Origin of the sequence: Pseudoalteromonas sp. PAR1, from assembly GCF_947311895.1 — a bacterium.
Classification (GTDB): Bacteria; Pseudomonadota; Gammaproteobacteria; order Enterobacterales; family Alteromonadaceae; genus Pseudoalteromonas; species Pseudoalteromonas lipolytica_C.
This window is the reverse complement of the sequence record NZ_CAMZMY010000007.1, coordinates 119,822-136,192: the sequence shown is the minus strand read 5'-3', so window position 1 is coordinate 136,192 and position 16,371 is coordinate 119,822. Positions and strand designations below refer to the sequence as shown.

The following is a 16,371-nucleotide window of genomic DNA, read 5'->3' as shown; positions in this document are numbered from 1 at the left end:
GACCCTGAAACACGTGTGGCCCACGATAAAGCTAAGATCGCCTGTTGCTAATCGCAACGCCCCTTGATATTGGCAACAGGTGATCGCCCTACTATTTTACTTGCTACATTGCTCATATCGGTGACGGTAGATATGAAACTAAAAAAGCCCTTGCAGGGCTTTTTTTATGTCTAAAAGTTAATGCGTTAACTTTATCGACGGTTCTTACGCGCACGCGCTCGGCGTTGTTTTTTCTCTTCTTCTTTTGCGGCTTTTTTTGCCTCTGCAGCAGCGCGAAGCTGTGCAACCATTTGCTCTTCTTCTTCACGCATGGCCGGTGTTTCCATGGTAATACGACCAATAATGCCATCGCGTAATTCGTTAATAAGAATTTCAGACATCTTGTAAGTATCGATTTGATTACCACCGCGGATACAGCCACGCTTTTTACCTGCCATTTCAACAAACTCCCAGTCAGACTCTGGTAGCTCGTCAATTTTATAACGGCTTTTTAAAAGCTCTGGGTATGCATGCAGTAAATATTCAGCGGTGTAACTAGCCACTTCTTCGTAATCGATAGCGGTATCACGAATTGCACCGGTTGCTCCTAAACGATAACCTGAGTTTTCGTTTTCTACTTTAGGCCACAACATGCCCGGCGTGTCGTAAAGCATAATGCCATCGTCAAGCTTAATACGTTGCTGCGCTTTTGTTACCGCAGGCTCATTACCTGTTTTTGCCACAATACGGCCAGCTAAGGTATTAATAAGTGTTGATTTACCAACATTGGGAATACCCATGATCATGGCTTTAATTTGTTTATCAGCACCCACTTTATGCGGCACTAATTTTTTACAAAGTTCATTAATACGGTGTACTTCACCCGCTTTATCATTACCAAAATCAATCGCTTTCACGCCACTTTGCTGCTCAAAGTAGTCTTTCCAAGCTTGCGTCAACTTAGGATCAGCTAAGTCCGCCTTGTTCATGATTTTGATCACCGGTTTATCGCCACGAAGCGCAGTAACCATTGGGTTTTCACTACTGTAAGGAATACGGGCATCAAGTACCTCAATGATCACATCCATCTGTGGCATGATTTCTTTAATTTCGTTGCGGGCTTTGTTCATGTGACCCGGGAACCACTGTATTCCTGCTCTACTCATTAGATTATTAAGCTCTTTATTTTAAAGGCTAACGCCATGGGGATTTTGCTGATAGGTATAGTTTACTACATCAAGCAGGATTGTTTAAAAATAAAATCATGCCTTCCATCACCACGAAAGACGAGCGACTACATGCGCTGTATCTGCATGCAGTGAGAATGACCAACCATTGCGCTCACATAAGCGTTGCACAATACCTAAACCTAAGCCGTAGCCGTGAGAAGCTGTTTCAGTCGCCGTATACTGGGTATCACCGCCACTGAACTGATTAGTGATTAATAATTCATGCTCTTTAATCAAAATTGCAATCGGTTCCTGTCCTGTAAGGGTATGCTCAAACGCGTTTCGCACCAGGTTATTAACCGCAATAGAAAATGCCTGTGCATGCCCATAAATTATGGGATTGGCGAGCTCATCAAGTTCAACACCTACGAGCTTACCGTTTAACAAATAGCGTTGCTGCTCTACTGCTTTTCTTACCAGTGGCATTACTAAAAACTGCTCATCATACAAGCCATCATCAGTTTCACGAGCAAGACACAAAAACATTTCGATCATTGTATTCATGTCGTGTGTTGCCCGCCTTACACGATCTAGCACCTTCATATCGGCAGGAGTCAATTGGCTTTGTTCTAAAAGCTCTAGGGCGCCGGTAATGACTGTCACTGGCGTGCGCAATTCATGGCTTGCTGAGTCTGTAAAATAGCGTTCTCTTGCGATGAATGCACTCACTCGCTCAAAAGCCTGCTCTATTGTATTTGCGAGCATGCCAACTTCATCATTTGTATATCGGTTAGCATGTATACGCTTGTACTCTTCGTTTGATAATTGCTCAGGATCAATGTCGGCCACAGCTTTAGCAAGTTGAGTTACGGGAGCCAAAGCTCGACGCATCACAACAATTCCAAGCCCAAAGCCTAATAACCCCAATGTTCCTACAAGGCTGCTAATAATAAGTAATAACCACCAATCCTCTGACGAAGAAGCCTCAATCTGCGCGACATCAAACACTACAAACCCAGGTGACTGCTCATTGCCTGTATCAATTACGGCAACATGTAATTCTTCGCTATCAAATTCATACAAGCCTACTGCTGGATTTGTTTGCGCCCACGCATGAAGTGATTGAGGTAAGTTATCTACTTTATCGTACGCCTTAAGATTTGTAGTAATAGCAGGGTAGTTATCTGATGCAACTTGCAATTGCTGGGTTAGCACACGATCTTCACTCAATCTTATTGCAGCAAAGAAAGCAAACCCCCATGCAATACTGAGCACAGCCACACACATTGCAAATGCGATAGCGACACGTTTGTGCAAACTATGCCGATACATTATTGCACGTCCTTTGCAATTCGATAGCCAATACGGTGCACAGTATGAATCAATGGCGTATCAAATGGTTTATCAATTGCCTGTCTTAACTTGTACATGTGCGAACGAAGCGCGTCACCATCGGGAGGCTCATCTGCCCATAATAAAGTTTCGAGACTATCGCGTGTAACAACAGAAGGAGATACCTCCATTAACCGCTGCAATAACTTCATACTTGCAGGATTAAGCTCAATAAGCTGGCCTGCACGATGTACTTGCAAGGTGGACTTATTCATCGTTAGATCAGACACAGTCAATACCTTGTTGGTATTGCCGTGACTCCGCTTATAAAGAGCTTGCAGGCGCACATGTAACTCTTGCAATGCGAATGGCTTTACCAAATAATCGTCGGCTCCGACTGCAAACCCTCTCAGTTTATCATCAAGCGTGTCTCTCGCAGTGAGCATAAGTACAGGTGTTTCAACGTCAGCTTCAGCTCGCAACTTTTGACAAAAGTGTAAGCCATCCATCCCTGGAAGCATTAAGTCTAAAACAATGACATCAAACTTGTTGTTCATCGCTAGTTGCATTGCACTTATACCGTCATAAGCAAAGTCCAAGAGATAACAGTGCCTTTCTAGATACGCAGCAATATTCGCACTAATGTCACGATTATCTTCAACAATCAAAGCTCTGATCGGCTCAGTATTCAAAGCATCTAGCATTTTTCTTCCTTACCAAGCGTAATCTAATCGCAATCCGATCAGCGGTTCAGCTTCGCTATCGTCAACGACTTCAATTCCTCGGCGGTAATCAAACTCAGTGTCATCAGCTGATGAAGCTGCCGTGACATTTATAACATCAAGGAAGGCGGTAACATCAATAGGACCAAAGGCACGTCGGTAATCTACACGAACATTCAATGAGCCTGATCCTTCTTTACGGCCAACATTACGCTCTGTAATTTCCTTAGAGTAACGCAAAGGCTGTCCTGGTCCCAAAACATCTTCATGTACAATAAATATGTCATCTGGTCTGCCAGAAAGGTATTTATATCGTCCAGCAAGCTTCCAACGGTCACTTATCTCCCATGTCAGCCCTAACGTGGCAACATGTTCACGACTAAATTCAGCAGCTACGTCACCAAAACCATCCTTTCGGTCTACGACCGCATCATTGTAAGAATAGGTTGCACTGGCGTAAAGACCTTCGAAAATAGTAGCATTAAGCACAAAATCAGCACCATATGAAGTACCATCACCATCATTTGCATAAGTTCCACTGGTACGGTCTAGGTCAACCACTAAGTCGCTAAGTTGCTGATAATAAACTTCCGTTAGTAATGACCAGTTGGCATTAGGGAAATATTTAAAACCAACACTCGTATGGGTAATTTTTTCAGTTTTAAGATTATTAGTCTCGTTAGCTGCAAGTTCTAAATATCGCGGTGACTGATGAAATAACCCCGCCGTTGCAAAATACCTTACCTTTTGACTTGGCATCCAGTTGATGCTGAATCGAGGTGATATAAAACTTTCATCAGCAAACCCATCTCGTTCAAATCGTAAACCTGTACCAAAATCCCAATCACCCATTTCAAAAATTTGTTCTATGTAGCCTGTATAGTTTACTTCTTTCAAAGACGTGACTGAATTAAGGCTTTCAGGGGTTAGTACAATAAACTTTTGCTGTGGGTCTGGTCTATAATCGTCACTATCATAAACATACCGATTCCATTCACCATCTAAAAAGGTGCTGTAATCTAGTTCAATTTGCGTAATTCGGGCACCGACGCTCAACATCCCTAATTGATTTTCTACCTCGAAATCACTTCTCCAACCAATTTCTGTTTCACCTTCAGATATAGTGATAATGTCTTCTCGAATAGGGTATTCAGAAGCTGGCGTTCCCTCGGGCACAAGATCTGGATAAGCCTCACCTTCAGAGCTCAATTTATCACTTTTTCGGTAGTAAACTTTATTAGTCAAAACAGCGGTTTCACCAAGTAACGTGGTCAATGTTAAACCATACAAGTCACTATCTTGCTCGGCATTTTGCAATGCAGTATCTTCAAAATTAGGTGATTCAGAAACATGCTCAACGCCACGAGTATATTTCTCATGCGTATCCATGAGTAACACTTCAAAAGTGTTATTTTGATTAATGGGTATCACTGATTTAAAAATAATATCCCTTAAAACAGGTTCACCAATATCTAGCTCTTCGATAGTTTCAAACAAGGCACCAAAATCTAACCGCCTTGCAGAAAAAAGCATAGTTGCTTCATCAGTGATATTTATAGGGCCGTCATAACCAACTTCATAACCAGCAAGGTCGTAGCGAAAACTGGCAGATGGGCTAGGGTTACCATCGGCCACTTCTAGCTTAAGTAAAGACCCTGCACGACCACCATAAGCTGCTTGCCACCCGCCAGGTGAAAATTCTGCTCCATTTATCACATTGGGGGCAAATATAGAAAAGCGACCACCGCCGCCTACATCTTCCTCTTCACCTAACGTCGCATCAAAGTGAATAGCTTTATCAAAAGGAAAATCATCAACAAAGAGTAAATTATCTCTTGGGCCTCGACCACGCACACTAAAACTTGCAAATTCACTGTCAGATGCGACACCTGGCAATCCATCTAGAGAAAGTAGTGGATCTGCACCTCCTCCCACGGCACTTCGCAGAGATTCTCTGTCGAGATAGGTGCTAGAGCCTGAAGTAAATGTATCAGCTTGTTGGGCTCTTACTTCAACTACTTCTATGGCTTGTTCTCTAAGGTCAAATTCAACCTTCGTATTTTTACGAGTTACAACACGAATACTTGGTTCGTATAAAGCCGCAAAGCCACTTTTTGTAATCTTTATTGAGTAAAGGCCCGGGTCGAGTTGCTCAACAACAATACGCCCTTGTAGATCAGTTTGTAAGGTTTGTATTGCTGAGGTTTCTCGTTCCTTAAGTATGACTTGTGCGTTTGGAAGTGGTCGATCTGTAGTCTGATTTTTAACAATAACCGTTATTGCCCCTGGCTCTTCTACTGCGTAAGAGTAAAATGCCAAACTACTCAACAATAGCCATGCAAATGACCAGAGTATCTGTCTAAATTGTTCTTTCATAATTGCGTCCCTCTTGGCATCAACCATGATCTTGATTTCAATAACTTGCACATACTTTCATCCTCCCAAATAGCCCTAATTATTGAATTCGAATTAATCAACTTTAGACGTTAGCAAAGTAAATGTGACTAAAATGTCACCGACGTAATTTAGGTTTATGAAAGCTGCTCGTGATAATAAATAAGGATTAACCAAAAGTTTCGCTGGAGATATTTAAGCGTCGGTAAGATTAATTGCGCTATAATGGCGCAAATTTTTTCAAGTAAGCAGTTATGGCTCTTAAATCAACCATTATTAAAGCGCAATTATCGCTAAGCGATATGGACCGCCACATTTATCAAGATTTCAATTTAACACTGGCACAACATCCATCAGAAACCGAACAACGCTTGATGATCCGCTTGTTAGCTTTTGCACTTAATGCTCGTGAAGGCTTAGAGTTTACGAAAGGCTTATGCGCCGATGACGAGCCAGAGCTTTGGCACATTAACTACAGCGAAGAAATTGAATTATGGATTGAGCTAGGTTTACCTGATGAAAAACGTCTGAAAAAAGCCTGCAATAAAGCCAAGCAAGTTGTTTTATATACTTACGGTGAAAATAACCAAGCAATTTGGTGGCAAAAACATCAGCCTAAGTTGTATGATTTTAAAAACTTGAGTATTTTTAGTCTCGATTATACTGCTACCCAAGCACTAGCAGAGTTAGCCGATCGCAATATTAAGCTCACCATCACAGTTCAAGATGGCGAAGTATGGGTTAGCTCAGATACAGCAAATATCGAAATTAAACCGCAACAGTTAATGTAAGGAATGCGATGGCAATTAGGCAGGTTGTAGTATTACACGGACTTTATATGTCAGGCTTTGTGATGCGCCCTCTGTGTGCGCGTCTCGAAAAGTCAGGGCTTAAAATACTCAATTTGACCTACAATACACTCTCCCCCGATAGAGCTGCAATTTTCAATAAGATTGATCGCTTTATTAATGGTAAGCCAACCGCCTTGGTTTGCCATTCAATGGGGGGGTTAGTCGCCCGCGCTTACCTTGAAGCCAATTCACTACAAAGTCGCCATGTCGAAAAGGTAATCACCTTAGGCACTCCACATAAAGGCAGCCATATTGCTAAGCAAATGCAGCAAAAAGGCTTTGAAATGCTGTTAAAAAACAGTGTGGAATTTTTATTATCAGAGAATGGCGATTGGCCGTTTAATGCCAAGCTTTATAGTATTGCTGGCGACTTACCAATAGGGCTAATGCCACTGATTGCCAAAGGCAGTGTTTCTGATGGTACGGTTTTGATAGATGAAACCAAGCTCAATGGCATGGCAGAGCATAAGGTGTTTCATTTGAGTCACACCAGTATGATCTACTCACGCCAAGTGATGGATTACATTATTAAGCTTATAAATCAAAGTGAGTGATACTTTAATCTTCAGCACTTGCAGCCACTTTGTATGAGATTAATACAATGATCCCTAAAATCAGTGGTACTGGTGCAGCAATGTAACCAAAGGTATCAAAGTTTGCGAAGCTAGCGCCGGCTAAATGACCTACTAAACCGATAACAAATGCAAGTAATGCAATCACTACAACAACTATTTCAGCTTTACTTTCTTTAACTGTTTTACCGTCCATTTTTATTCTCCTGATTAAATGCGGTAAGGTCATTATGCGCTTCTATTTCGTTGCTTTTTTGACCTAAATCAAGTTCTAAATCGGCGTGTTTATCAGCTAATACAAACTTTGTTTTAGATCATACTTTCTGCTTAATTTTTGCATATCTGCAAAATAAGGTAGATTTTTTGCTCAGTTACCCCAAGTCTATATAACAGGTAATTCAATGTTATGTTGATAGTGCACTAGCGGGTAAAAACCGCCTTTGATAGCTAAAACCTATCACGGTGTTCGAATTAAACCATTTTACAGATTAACCAAGATGGCTAATACTTAACACCAAGCACTAGAAAGTAAACAATTAACGGTTTTTTTAAGGAGCAATCTATGTCACAGGTAAATGCAATTGGTTTAAACAGCGCAAAAAGTGAAGACATCGTAAATTCACTAAACTCTTTACTAAGCTGCTACCAAATTCAATACATGAACGCACGTGGTTTTCATTGGAATATCAAAGGTCGAAACTTTTTTGAATTACACCTTAAATTTGAAGAAATTTATAACTTACTACTTGAGAAAGTAGATGAGATTGCAGAGCGTATTTTAACCTTAGGTGGTACACCTGTGCATGCATTCTCTGAGTACATTGAAGCAAGCAAGATCAGTGAAGCTAAAAATATCACTGAAGGTACTGCTGCTGTTGAAAATCTTTTAGCGGGTTACAGCACGCTTATTCAGATGCAGCGTGAAATCTTAGCGCAAGCAGGTGATGCGGACGACGAAGGTACAGCATCATTAATGGGCGACTACATTAAAGAACAAGAGAAACTTGTTTGGATGTTAAAAGCTTACCTTGGTTAATGTTTAGAACAGAGACTAAAAAGCCCTCAATTGAGGGCTTTTTTACTTTAACCACTTTCTTAAATTTTCGTACTCGGGCCTTGCTTGAAAAAGACTCTCGGCATCTGGGTGAAAATAAATATCCATTTCTACCCCCGACCAAACTACCTCTAACAAATTGCGGGCAATGATATTTGCTTTAATATAATCAACACGTTTGTAGCCCCGCGCTTTTACGGCCTGAAAGTAAGCCTTTGCAATCTCAATACTATCAGCCGTCGCTAATTCAAATTGCTCCAAATTCACTACCGCATACTGAATTGATTGTTCAGGGTATTTCATGATTTCTTGACCGACTTCAATGCTAAATGAAGCAACCGCCTCTTTGTTAAAGCTGCCGCTCATTTCCACATAAATCACTGGCGGCTCAACAAAATAGCGCCAATCACCATGGGCTTTAAACATGCTTACCCCTTTGAAATACAACTTAAGTTTACGCTTATAAACGTTATTTACTTATTTATCTAAGCCTTAATTCGGTAATAAAGCAATAAAAAACGCCATTTCTAATGCCTTTTCTTCAAGGCTTTTAAAACGACCAGATGCGCCGCCATGGCCTGCATCCATATCGGTTTTAAACACCAAAATGTTGTCATCAGTTTTAAATTCACGCAGTTTTGCCACCCACTTCATTGGCTCCCAGTATTGCACTTGAGAGTCATGAAAGCCGGTAGTTACGAGAATATTAGGGTAGTCCTGCGGCTTAATATTATCGTACGGCGAATATGCCTGAATCACATCATAAAACGCAGGGTCATTTGGATTGCCCCACTCGTCATATTCATTCGTAGTAAGAGGAATACTCTCATCAAGCATAGTGGTTAGCACATCTAAAAATGGCACATGACAACCGATACCTAAATAAAGCTCAGGAGCTTGATTTACTACAGCCCCCATCAGTAACCCTCCAGCACTACCACCAGAGGCAAATACTTTTTCTGGGTGTGCATAGCCTAGCGTAGTAAGAGCACGCGTAACATCAATAAAGTCACTAAAGCTGTTTTGTTTATATTGCTTTTTACCTTGTTCATACCAGTGACGGCCTAGCATTTCGCCACCACGAATATGCGCAATCGCATAAACAAAGCCACGGTCTAGCAAACTTAATGAGCTGCTTGAAAAGCTAGGATCGATGGTAATTCCGTACGCACCATAGCCATATTGCAGTAGTGGGTTAGTGCCATCTTTATTAAATTTATCAATACGATAAACCAAAGACACCGGTACTTTTTCGCCATCTCTTGCGGTGATCATTAAACGCTCTGAACGGTAGTTTTGCGGGTCAAACTCGCCGAGTACTTGCTGTTGCTTTAATAAGGTTTTGTTCCCGGTTTTTAAATCGACATCATACAAAGAACCCGGCGTTGTTAAGCTCGAATAGTAAATGCGTGCAGTGCTCACATTCGGCTCTGGGTTCATTGCAATTGCGGCATAATAACAAGGATCATCAAACTCTAAAGTAAGGCGCTGATCGTGCTGATTAACTACCACAAAACGTGTTTGGCCAAGCTCTCGCTCAGTGAGGATAAGGTAGTCATCGAATATCTCAACCCCTTCTAACAACACGTTTTCGCGATGCGGGGTATGTTCTTGCCAAAGACTTTTATCGCCAACGGTACTTTGTGTCGCAGTCATTAAGCGAAAGTTTTTCGCTTGCCAGTTAGTCACAATGTAAAAGGTATCACCTAGCTTATCGACATCGAACTCATGGCCTTCTTCGCGTGGCATTAAAGCGCTAAACACCCCCTCTGGGTTATTAGCATCTAGCACCCAAGTATCGTTTGTTTCTGTGGTCGCAAGGTCAATAATGATAAGGCTTTCATCGCGGCTTTTGCCAAGCCCCATGAAGAAGCTTTTATCTTGTTCTTCATAAACCAATACGTCATCAGCTTGCGAGGTGCCTAAAACATGGCGGTAAACCTGAAAACCCAACAAAGTTTGTAAGTCTTTTTTCACATAAAAAACGGTTTTACTGTCATTAGCCCATACCACTTGACCTTCGGTGTTTTCGATAACATCACTAAACATCTCACCATTGGCAATATTTTTAAAACGCACGGTATATATACGGCGACCTTCGGTGTCTTCTGAGTAAGCAAGTAGCTGTTCGTCAGGGCTAATAGCCACTTCGCCCAACTCATAAAATTCGTAATCGCCGGCTAATTGATTTACATCTAACAACAAGTGCTTATCGCGCGCTTCTATTGAGCTGCTGCGATAATGGCGCGCATATTCATCATCGCCACGTACTTCTGAGTGATACCAATACTGACCATCTTTCACAGGTACCGTGTTGTCGTCTTTTACAATACGGTCTTTTAACTCATTAAATAATTGTTCGCGCAGAGGTTTTATGTCTGCTAGTTGCTTGTCGCAATAATCGTTTTCGGCATTTAGGTGCGCTAATACATCCTCATTTTCACGCTCATCATCACGCATCCAATAATAATTATCGGTGCGAGTCTGTTGGTGAGCAGTTAATTGATGAGGGTGTTTTTTGGCAACAGGTGGATGCGCTAATAAAGACAAAGAATACGATTTTGATGACACAGGGAAAAACCAAAGTAAAAAACGAATTGCTGGCAGTTTATCACAGAATTATACCAATCAGCTTAATTAAGCAGTCTATTTTGAGGCAATAAAACCTCGTTGATAACAAGGCAAAAATTTCGTTATTTAGTTGTTCTAAATGAGAAATTTTTAACGCAGTTAGCGACAGGTTTAATCCCTCAAAATGATTAAGTATTATTGCGGGTTGGTATTAAAAAAGCCCACTCAAATTGAGTGGGCTAAGCAATGCTAAAATAGCATTTAGGGGGAAACTGTTAATGTGACACTTGTTGCCACGCCATAGCCCAACTTTTCCCAACTCCCGGTTCAAAGAGTGGGTTATGTGAATCTTTAACACGGCAAAACTCACTAAACGGCCATGGCTTGCACATGTAAATATGACCCGTTTTAGGTTGAAGTACTTTTACACCTGCATTGTAATCATTGCATGCTTGTGGGTAGACATAGTCATACTCGTTTAATCTATCTTGTACTCGCTCTTCACATTTAGCGATGCAATTAAACGCCACTTTTACATGCGTTATACCCGAACCTTCTAGGGCATAAATTTGGTTTGAACGGTATGCAACCACCAAACCTTGCTCTGTCATTTTGCCCGCTTTAACCAACGGAATATGCACATTAATATGTTCAGCCACAGAGCGAGGCCAATTATGAGGCTCTCCATCATCTGAGCTCACAATTGCATATTCGAATGATAAATCGACTAGCTCTCCTTGCATGTCATAAAAGGTCACTATCACCTTATCACCAACAAAAAGTTGGGTATGATGATTTAAGCAACCAATTGGCAACCATCTTCCAGAGGCCATTGACGTATGCATAAACAAAATATCACCCTAAGAGCAACGAATAGGTACTATAGTAACAATCGAACAAAATATTTATGTAAAGTTTGAGGCAAAAGAACCAAAGCACGTAGATTATGTGCTTATCAGCGGTCCCGCTATCATAGTCTTAAAACCTTAGACCGGAAACTTTGCGTCCTAACCTTTCAGTTAGTTTGCCAAAAACAAAATGAGTATAATCGCGACCAGAAAACAAATCAAACAAAAGAATGTAATCAAACATTATATATAGCAAATAGTTACTATATTTTAGTAACAAAAAAGCCAACCGTTTGGTTGGCTTTTAAATAGCTAGTCTGTACTAATTATGAGCTGGCTTTGTTCTGGTAACCACTCTATAACCTGCACGGAAGATATTAAGAACACCATTGCCCACATCACTCATCACAATGTACAAACATGGAACAAGTACTAATGTAATTAAGGTTGCGAACATTACCGCAAAACCAAGTGCTACTGCCATTGGAATTACGAACTTAGCTTGTAAGCTGGTTTCAAACATAATTGGTAATACACCGGCAAAGGTCGTAATTGAAGTCAGTGTGATTGCTCTAAAACGTGCACACCCTGCTTCTATAACTGCTTCACGTGTAGAAAGCCCTTCGCGACGCGCTTGGTTTACAAAGTCAGTCATGACCAGTGAGTCATTGATCACCACCCCTGCAGCAGCGATTAAGCCAAAGCCCGACATTAAACTAATGTCTAGACCAAACCATAAGTGACCCCAAATTGCACCGGTTAAGCTAAATGGAATAACCGACATTACAATGAGTGGTTGCGAATAGCTCTTAAGCGGTACTGCAAGCAAGATATACACTAAAATCATACCACCAATGAAGAACATAATTTGCTCATTAGCTTGTGCTTGCTGCTCTTCAATTGAGCCACCTAGCTCAGTTTTTACTGATGGATACTCTTCTTTAAGTTGCGGTAAAAGAGTCTCTTTAACTTGCTTAACAACTTCACCTGGCTCAATCGCTTCTTCATCGATACTGCCATAAATATACACAGTTCGATAACCTCCTTCGCGGCGAATATAGCTAATACCTGGCTTTTCAGTCAGCTCTACAACATCACCTAATAGTACTTCTTTACCTTCAGGTGTTGTAATTACTGCATGTTTAAGAGATGCAAATGCTTCACGTGTCAGTTTAGGGTAACGCACCATTACGCGCACTTCTTCGCCACGGCGAATAACACGTTGCGCTTCACCACCGTAGAAGCTTGCGCCAACTTGGTTTGCGATATTGGCAAGATCTAACCCTAAATCATATGCCACAGGTTTTAAGCTTAATTGCACTTCTTTGCTCGCCGGGTCGATGGTTGAGCTAATATCAAATAAGCCTTTTTGCTGTTGCAGTAATTGAATAAAGCGACGACCTGCCTCGTTCAATGTATCGATGTCAGGCCCATACAGTAAGTAACCAAACTCACCATCCATGCCGCCACCATTCACATCATCGTAAATTTGTAATGATTTGACACCGGCAATACTTGGCATTTGCTCACGCCAGCGACGAGATAATTCAAATGCGTTGTATGGACGAAGATCTTCATCAACAAGTGGCGCTAAAAGCTGCGCTTCAGTACGCCCTTGGTTAAAGACTAAAATGTCACGAATAAGTTTTTGACCAAATTCACGCTCGGTTTCTTTATCAACATTAACCACCATCGCTTCAATTTCTCGAATTGCGTTAATGGTTTGAATATCCGACGCATTTTCATTCATTTCTAAACGAATTTGCGGGAAATCATGCGGTACTTTTGGGGTTGGAACAACACGCACTTGATTTGATGAAATCAAACCAAACGTCATAATTAATAAGCCCACAAAAGAAAATAAAACAAGCCAGCGCCATTCAACACAACGTACGATAAATGCTTTATAAGGACCATTTACAAACTTAAAAAAGCGCTTATTAAAACGAGCACGCCAGCTGTTTGGATTAATAGGCGGAAATTTAGTGTGGGCGATATGAGCAGGTAATATAAGCTTCGACTCAATCAAACTGAATATTAGACACAGAATAACCACCACCGCGATACCAAAGAAAAATGCACTTTCTGGCCCGCTTGATAATGTAAACGGTGCAAACACAGCAATCGTAGTCAATACACCAAATGTAGCTGGGGTAGCAACACGTTTTGCACCATTCACTACATTGACAACACCACCGCCTTTTTTCTCAATTTCGGTGTAGGCGCTTTCCCCTATGACTATGGCATCGTCGACCACGATCCCCAGCACCATAATGAATGCAAATAACGACACGATATTAATACTGATACCAAATAATGGCATCATCATCATTGCGCCCAAGAAACACACAGGTAAACCAATCATTACCCAAAGCGCTAACTTAAAGCGTAAGAAGATAGACAACATAATGGCAACCAAGATAGCCCCTTGAATTAGGTTGGTTTTCATCATGTCTAACCGTGCGTTAAGGTAATAGGTCATATCCATAAGAGGTTCAAGACGCAAGCCCGCAGGCAGCTCTTTGTTTTTCTTATCAATATACGCTTTCACTGAATCTGCAACCGGGATCATGTTTTGTTCTTTGGTTGCTTTTACAGACAAATAAACCGCATTTTCGCCGTTAAATTTAAAGTAGCGTTCACCTTCAATAAATTGATCTTTAATTACAGCGATATCTTGCAACAATACCTTCGCACCATTAGCCCCCACCTTGACTGGAATTTGGCGGAACTCTTCACCACTGTAATATTGGTTTTCAACACGAACAGAGATAATACCTGCATCAGTGCGTAATTGGCCGGCAGAGATGTTGGCTGAATAACGACGAACAGCACCAGCGACATCACTTAACGTTAAGTTGTATTGGCGCAGTGAGTCTGGGTCAATTTCAATCGCTATTTCATCTAACGGCACATCGTTTTGCACCAGCGATACGTTTGATAATTGCAGCAACTCATCTTCAATTTGATTTGCTACAGGCTTTAACTCTGTCAGCGGAATATCACCAACGAGCGTCATACCAATCACGTCTTGACGAAATTCAACCTGACTAATGGTGACAGGCTCCATTCCCGCAGGGAACGTGGCAATACTGTCGACGCGTAACTTCACTTTGTCGAGCACATCAGTGAGCTCAGCATCTGTGTTTATCTCAAGACTGGCACGGCCACTATTTCGAAACGAGCGGTAAACACCGCGCTTAATTTCGGTAACATCTTTTAGTGACTCTTCAATTTTGATCAGAATACTTTCTTCAATTTCTTGTGGTGATGCACCCGGATAATTCGCCTGCACCTCAATATAGTTAATTTCAACATTCGGGAACATCTGACGCTGAATAGTGAAATAACTAATGATCCCCATGATGATGATAAACACCATCATTAAGTTAGCAGCGACCGAGTTATTAGCAAAATAGGCTATCAGGCCTGACTGCTTTTCTGTGTTTGTATCAGTCATAGTGTTACCTTAAAGCTTTTCAACCGCTGCAGTTTCTGCATCGCTTGTCATTTCTTTCATACCAGCAATCTTTACTTCCATACCCGCTTGAGGGTACTCAGGTAAAGTAAGAACAAGCTGGTCATTCACTTCAAGGCCATCACTAATGTAGAAGTACTCACCTTCTTCACGCACTACAGTTACTTTTCGTGGTTCAAGTTTATTCTCATCATTTACAATCCACACTGTTTGGTTATTTACCAAAGACTGCGGTAAACGATAGATATTTTGTAACATGGCACCTGCAAAGTTAACTTGTACATAAGCACCAAATTTAATTGGTTGTACGTCATGCTTTAAACCGTATGGGTCTTCAACACGAACCACTAAGTTACTCATACGTGTCGCGTTATCTACAACGCCTAGATCGCGGTCAATCTCTGCTTCACGAGTAAAGCTGTTTAAGCCTTTATTGATAATGGTCGCTTTAACGCCTTTTAAGCGCTTAGGTAAAAACACGCTGTCAAAGCCAGCAATTGGTACAATGATTTCTGCACTTTCAATGTTATTTAGCTCAGCAACCTGGCTACCTACATTTATGTATTGACCGACACCAATTTCACGGCTGATCACTAACGCATCGTAAGGTGCTCTCACTTCACAACGCGCAAGGTCACGCTCAGCACGTTTAAGTGCTGCTTGCGCTGATTTAACAGCTGCTTGCGCGCTTAAAACTTGAGGTTTACGTAAGAATAAGTCCGTGCGCTCGCGCTCTGGATAGCGTCTTGCCTCATCCAATGCAACTTTAGCTTGTGCTTGCTCTTCAATCAGAGCTGCTTGAGCACTTGCTAATGATGCTTCAGCTTGAAGTACAGCGGCTTCGTAGTTGTCTTTCTCGATAGTGAATAACACTTCACCACGAGCGACAATTCCACCGGGTACAAAGTTTGGGTGCCAACTGGTCACTTCGCCTGCGACTTGCGATGCCAATAATGTACTTTCAAGTGGCTTCACTTCACCGTAGCTATTAATAACCACTTGATGATCATCGCTGGCAACAGGTTCAACTTGGACAAGAGGTCGAACATCTACCACTTCCTTGTCTTTTGGTTCTTGGGCAATAGCATTGATACCCATAAAGCCAATAATACCGACCGCTAAAGCAACGATTGGCAATATCCATTTTAGTAATCTCGTGCTCATAACTTACACCTTTAATATTTTAACTGCCCATATCATACCAAAGCTGACAGAAACATTAATGTGACATTTGTAAGTAACTGTTACAAAACAGGCAAAATTGGCAACAAATTTAAAAAACGCCAATTAAGAACAATTTGTTACAAACAAAAGTAAAATAATATCAAAGAATTACAAAGCAGCCCTTACACTTGTTAACAAATAACCTTTTATCATGGGTTTATTTCATTAAACTGATTT

General features: G+C 41.3%; 13 protein-coding genes and 1 riboswitch. Of the genes, 3 read left to right on the top strand and 10 right to left on the bottom strand.

Going from position 1 to position 16,371, the window contains the following annotated elements; all coding sequences use genetic code 11:
• Positions 1 to 191: 191 nt before the first annotated feature.
• The 4 genes from ylqF to QL229_RS07960 form a co-directional block, all read right to left on the bottom strand.
• A complete protein-coding gene (gene ylqF / locus QL229_RS07975) occupies positions 192 to 1,145 on the bottom strand; it encodes a ribosome biogenesis GTPase YlqF (RefSeq protein ID WP_138558098.1) in 954 nt (317 codons plus the stop codon).
• 108 nt (positions 1,146 to 1,253) lie between these two features.
• On the bottom strand, positions 1,254 to 2,480 hold the full coding sequence (locus QL229_RS07970) for a HAMP domain-containing sensor histidine kinase (protein WP_206769165.1): 1,227 nt from the start codon (positions 2,478 to 2,480) through the stop codon (positions 1,254 to 1,256).
• A complete protein-coding gene (locus QL229_RS07965) occupies positions 2,480 to 3,157 on the bottom strand; it encodes a response regulator transcription factor (RefSeq protein WP_199527233.1) in 678 nt (225 codons plus the stop codon). Before QL229_RS07965 ends, QL229_RS07970 begins: the two co-directional genes overlap by 1 nt.
• A 36-nt stretch (positions 3,158 to 3,193) precedes the next feature.
• Complete coding sequence (locus QL229_RS07960) at positions 3,194 to 5,578, bottom strand: TonB-dependent receptor (RefSeq protein ID WP_281546734.1); 2,385 nt, start codon at positions 5,576 to 5,578, stop codon at positions 3,194 to 3,196.
• Between the two features lie 272 nt (positions 5,579 to 5,850).
• On the opposite strand from QL229_RS07960, the gene QL229_RS07955 reads away from it, so the two are divergent.
• Both QL229_RS07955 and QL229_RS07950 read left to right on the top strand, forming a co-directional pair.
• Positions 5,851 to 6,387, top strand: coding sequence for a YaeQ family protein (locus tag QL229_RS07955; protein WP_281546733.1), 537 nt, complete (start codon positions 5,851 to 5,853; stop codon positions 6,385 to 6,387).
• 8 nt (positions 6,388 to 6,395) lie between these two features.
• Positions 6,396 to 7,001 carry an alpha/beta hydrolase gene (locus tag QL229_RS07950; RefSeq protein ID WP_281546732.1) on the top strand — a complete coding sequence of 202 codons (606 nt, stop codon included), beginning with the start codon at positions 6,396 to 6,398 and terminating at the stop codon, positions 6,999 to 7,001.
• A gap of 4 nt (positions 7,002 to 7,005) precedes the next feature.
• Here QL229_RS07950 and QL229_RS07945 read toward each other — a convergent pair whose 3' ends face one another.
• Entirely contained in the window at positions 7,006 to 7,215 is a 210-nt protein-coding gene (locus QL229_RS07945) for a hypothetical protein (RefSeq protein WP_054562952.1), read from the bottom strand.
• 366 nt (positions 7,216 to 7,581) lie between these two features.
• Here QL229_RS07945 and QL229_RS07940 point away from each other — a divergent pair, with 366 nt between their 5' ends.
• Entirely contained in the window at positions 7,582 to 8,055 is a 474-nt protein-coding gene (locus QL229_RS07940; protein ID WP_054552310.1) for a Dps family protein, read from the top strand.
• 42 nt (positions 8,056 to 8,097) lie between these two features.
• Here QL229_RS07940 and QL229_RS07935 read toward each other — a convergent pair whose 3' ends face one another.
• The 5 genes from QL229_RS07935 to QL229_RS07915 all read right to left on the bottom strand — a co-directional run bounded on the left by QL229_RS07935 (position 8,098) and on the right by QL229_RS07915 (position 16,134).
• Complete coding sequence (locus QL229_RS07935; RefSeq protein WP_135923007.1) at positions 8,098 to 8,499, bottom strand: hypothetical protein; 402 nt, start codon at positions 8,497 to 8,499, stop codon at positions 8,098 to 8,100.
• A gap of 66 nt (positions 8,500 to 8,565) precedes the next feature.
• Positions 8,566 to 10,644, bottom strand: coding sequence for a S9 family peptidase (locus tag QL229_RS07930; protein WP_281546731.1), 2,079 nt, complete (start codon positions 10,642 to 10,644; stop codon positions 8,566 to 8,568).
• A 275-nt stretch (positions 10,645 to 10,919) separates the two neighbouring features.
• Positions 10,920 to 11,489, bottom strand: coding sequence for a chitin-binding protein (locus QL229_RS07925; RefSeq protein ID WP_135923009.1), 570 nt, complete (start codon positions 11,487 to 11,489; stop codon positions 10,920 to 10,922).
• A gap of 109 nt (positions 11,490 to 11,598) precedes the next feature.
• Positions 11,599 to 11,683, bottom strand: a riboswitch (cyclic di-GMP riboswitch).
• Positions 11,684 to 11,814: 131 nt separating this feature from the next.
• The gene (locus QL229_RS07920) at positions 11,815 to 14,952 is read right to left on the bottom strand and encodes an efflux RND transporter permease subunit (protein WP_135923010.1); all 3,138 of its coding nucleotides are present in this window, start codon (positions 14,950 to 14,952) and stop codon (positions 11,815 to 11,817) included.
• 9 nt (positions 14,953 to 14,961) lie between these two features.
• Positions 14,962 to 16,134 (bottom strand): efflux RND transporter periplasmic adaptor subunit, encoded by a 1,173-nt coding sequence (locus QL229_RS07915; protein WP_135923011.1) that lies wholly within the window; start codon positions 16,132 to 16,134, stop codon positions 14,962 to 14,964.
• Positions 16,135 to 16,371: the final 237 nt, after the last annotated feature.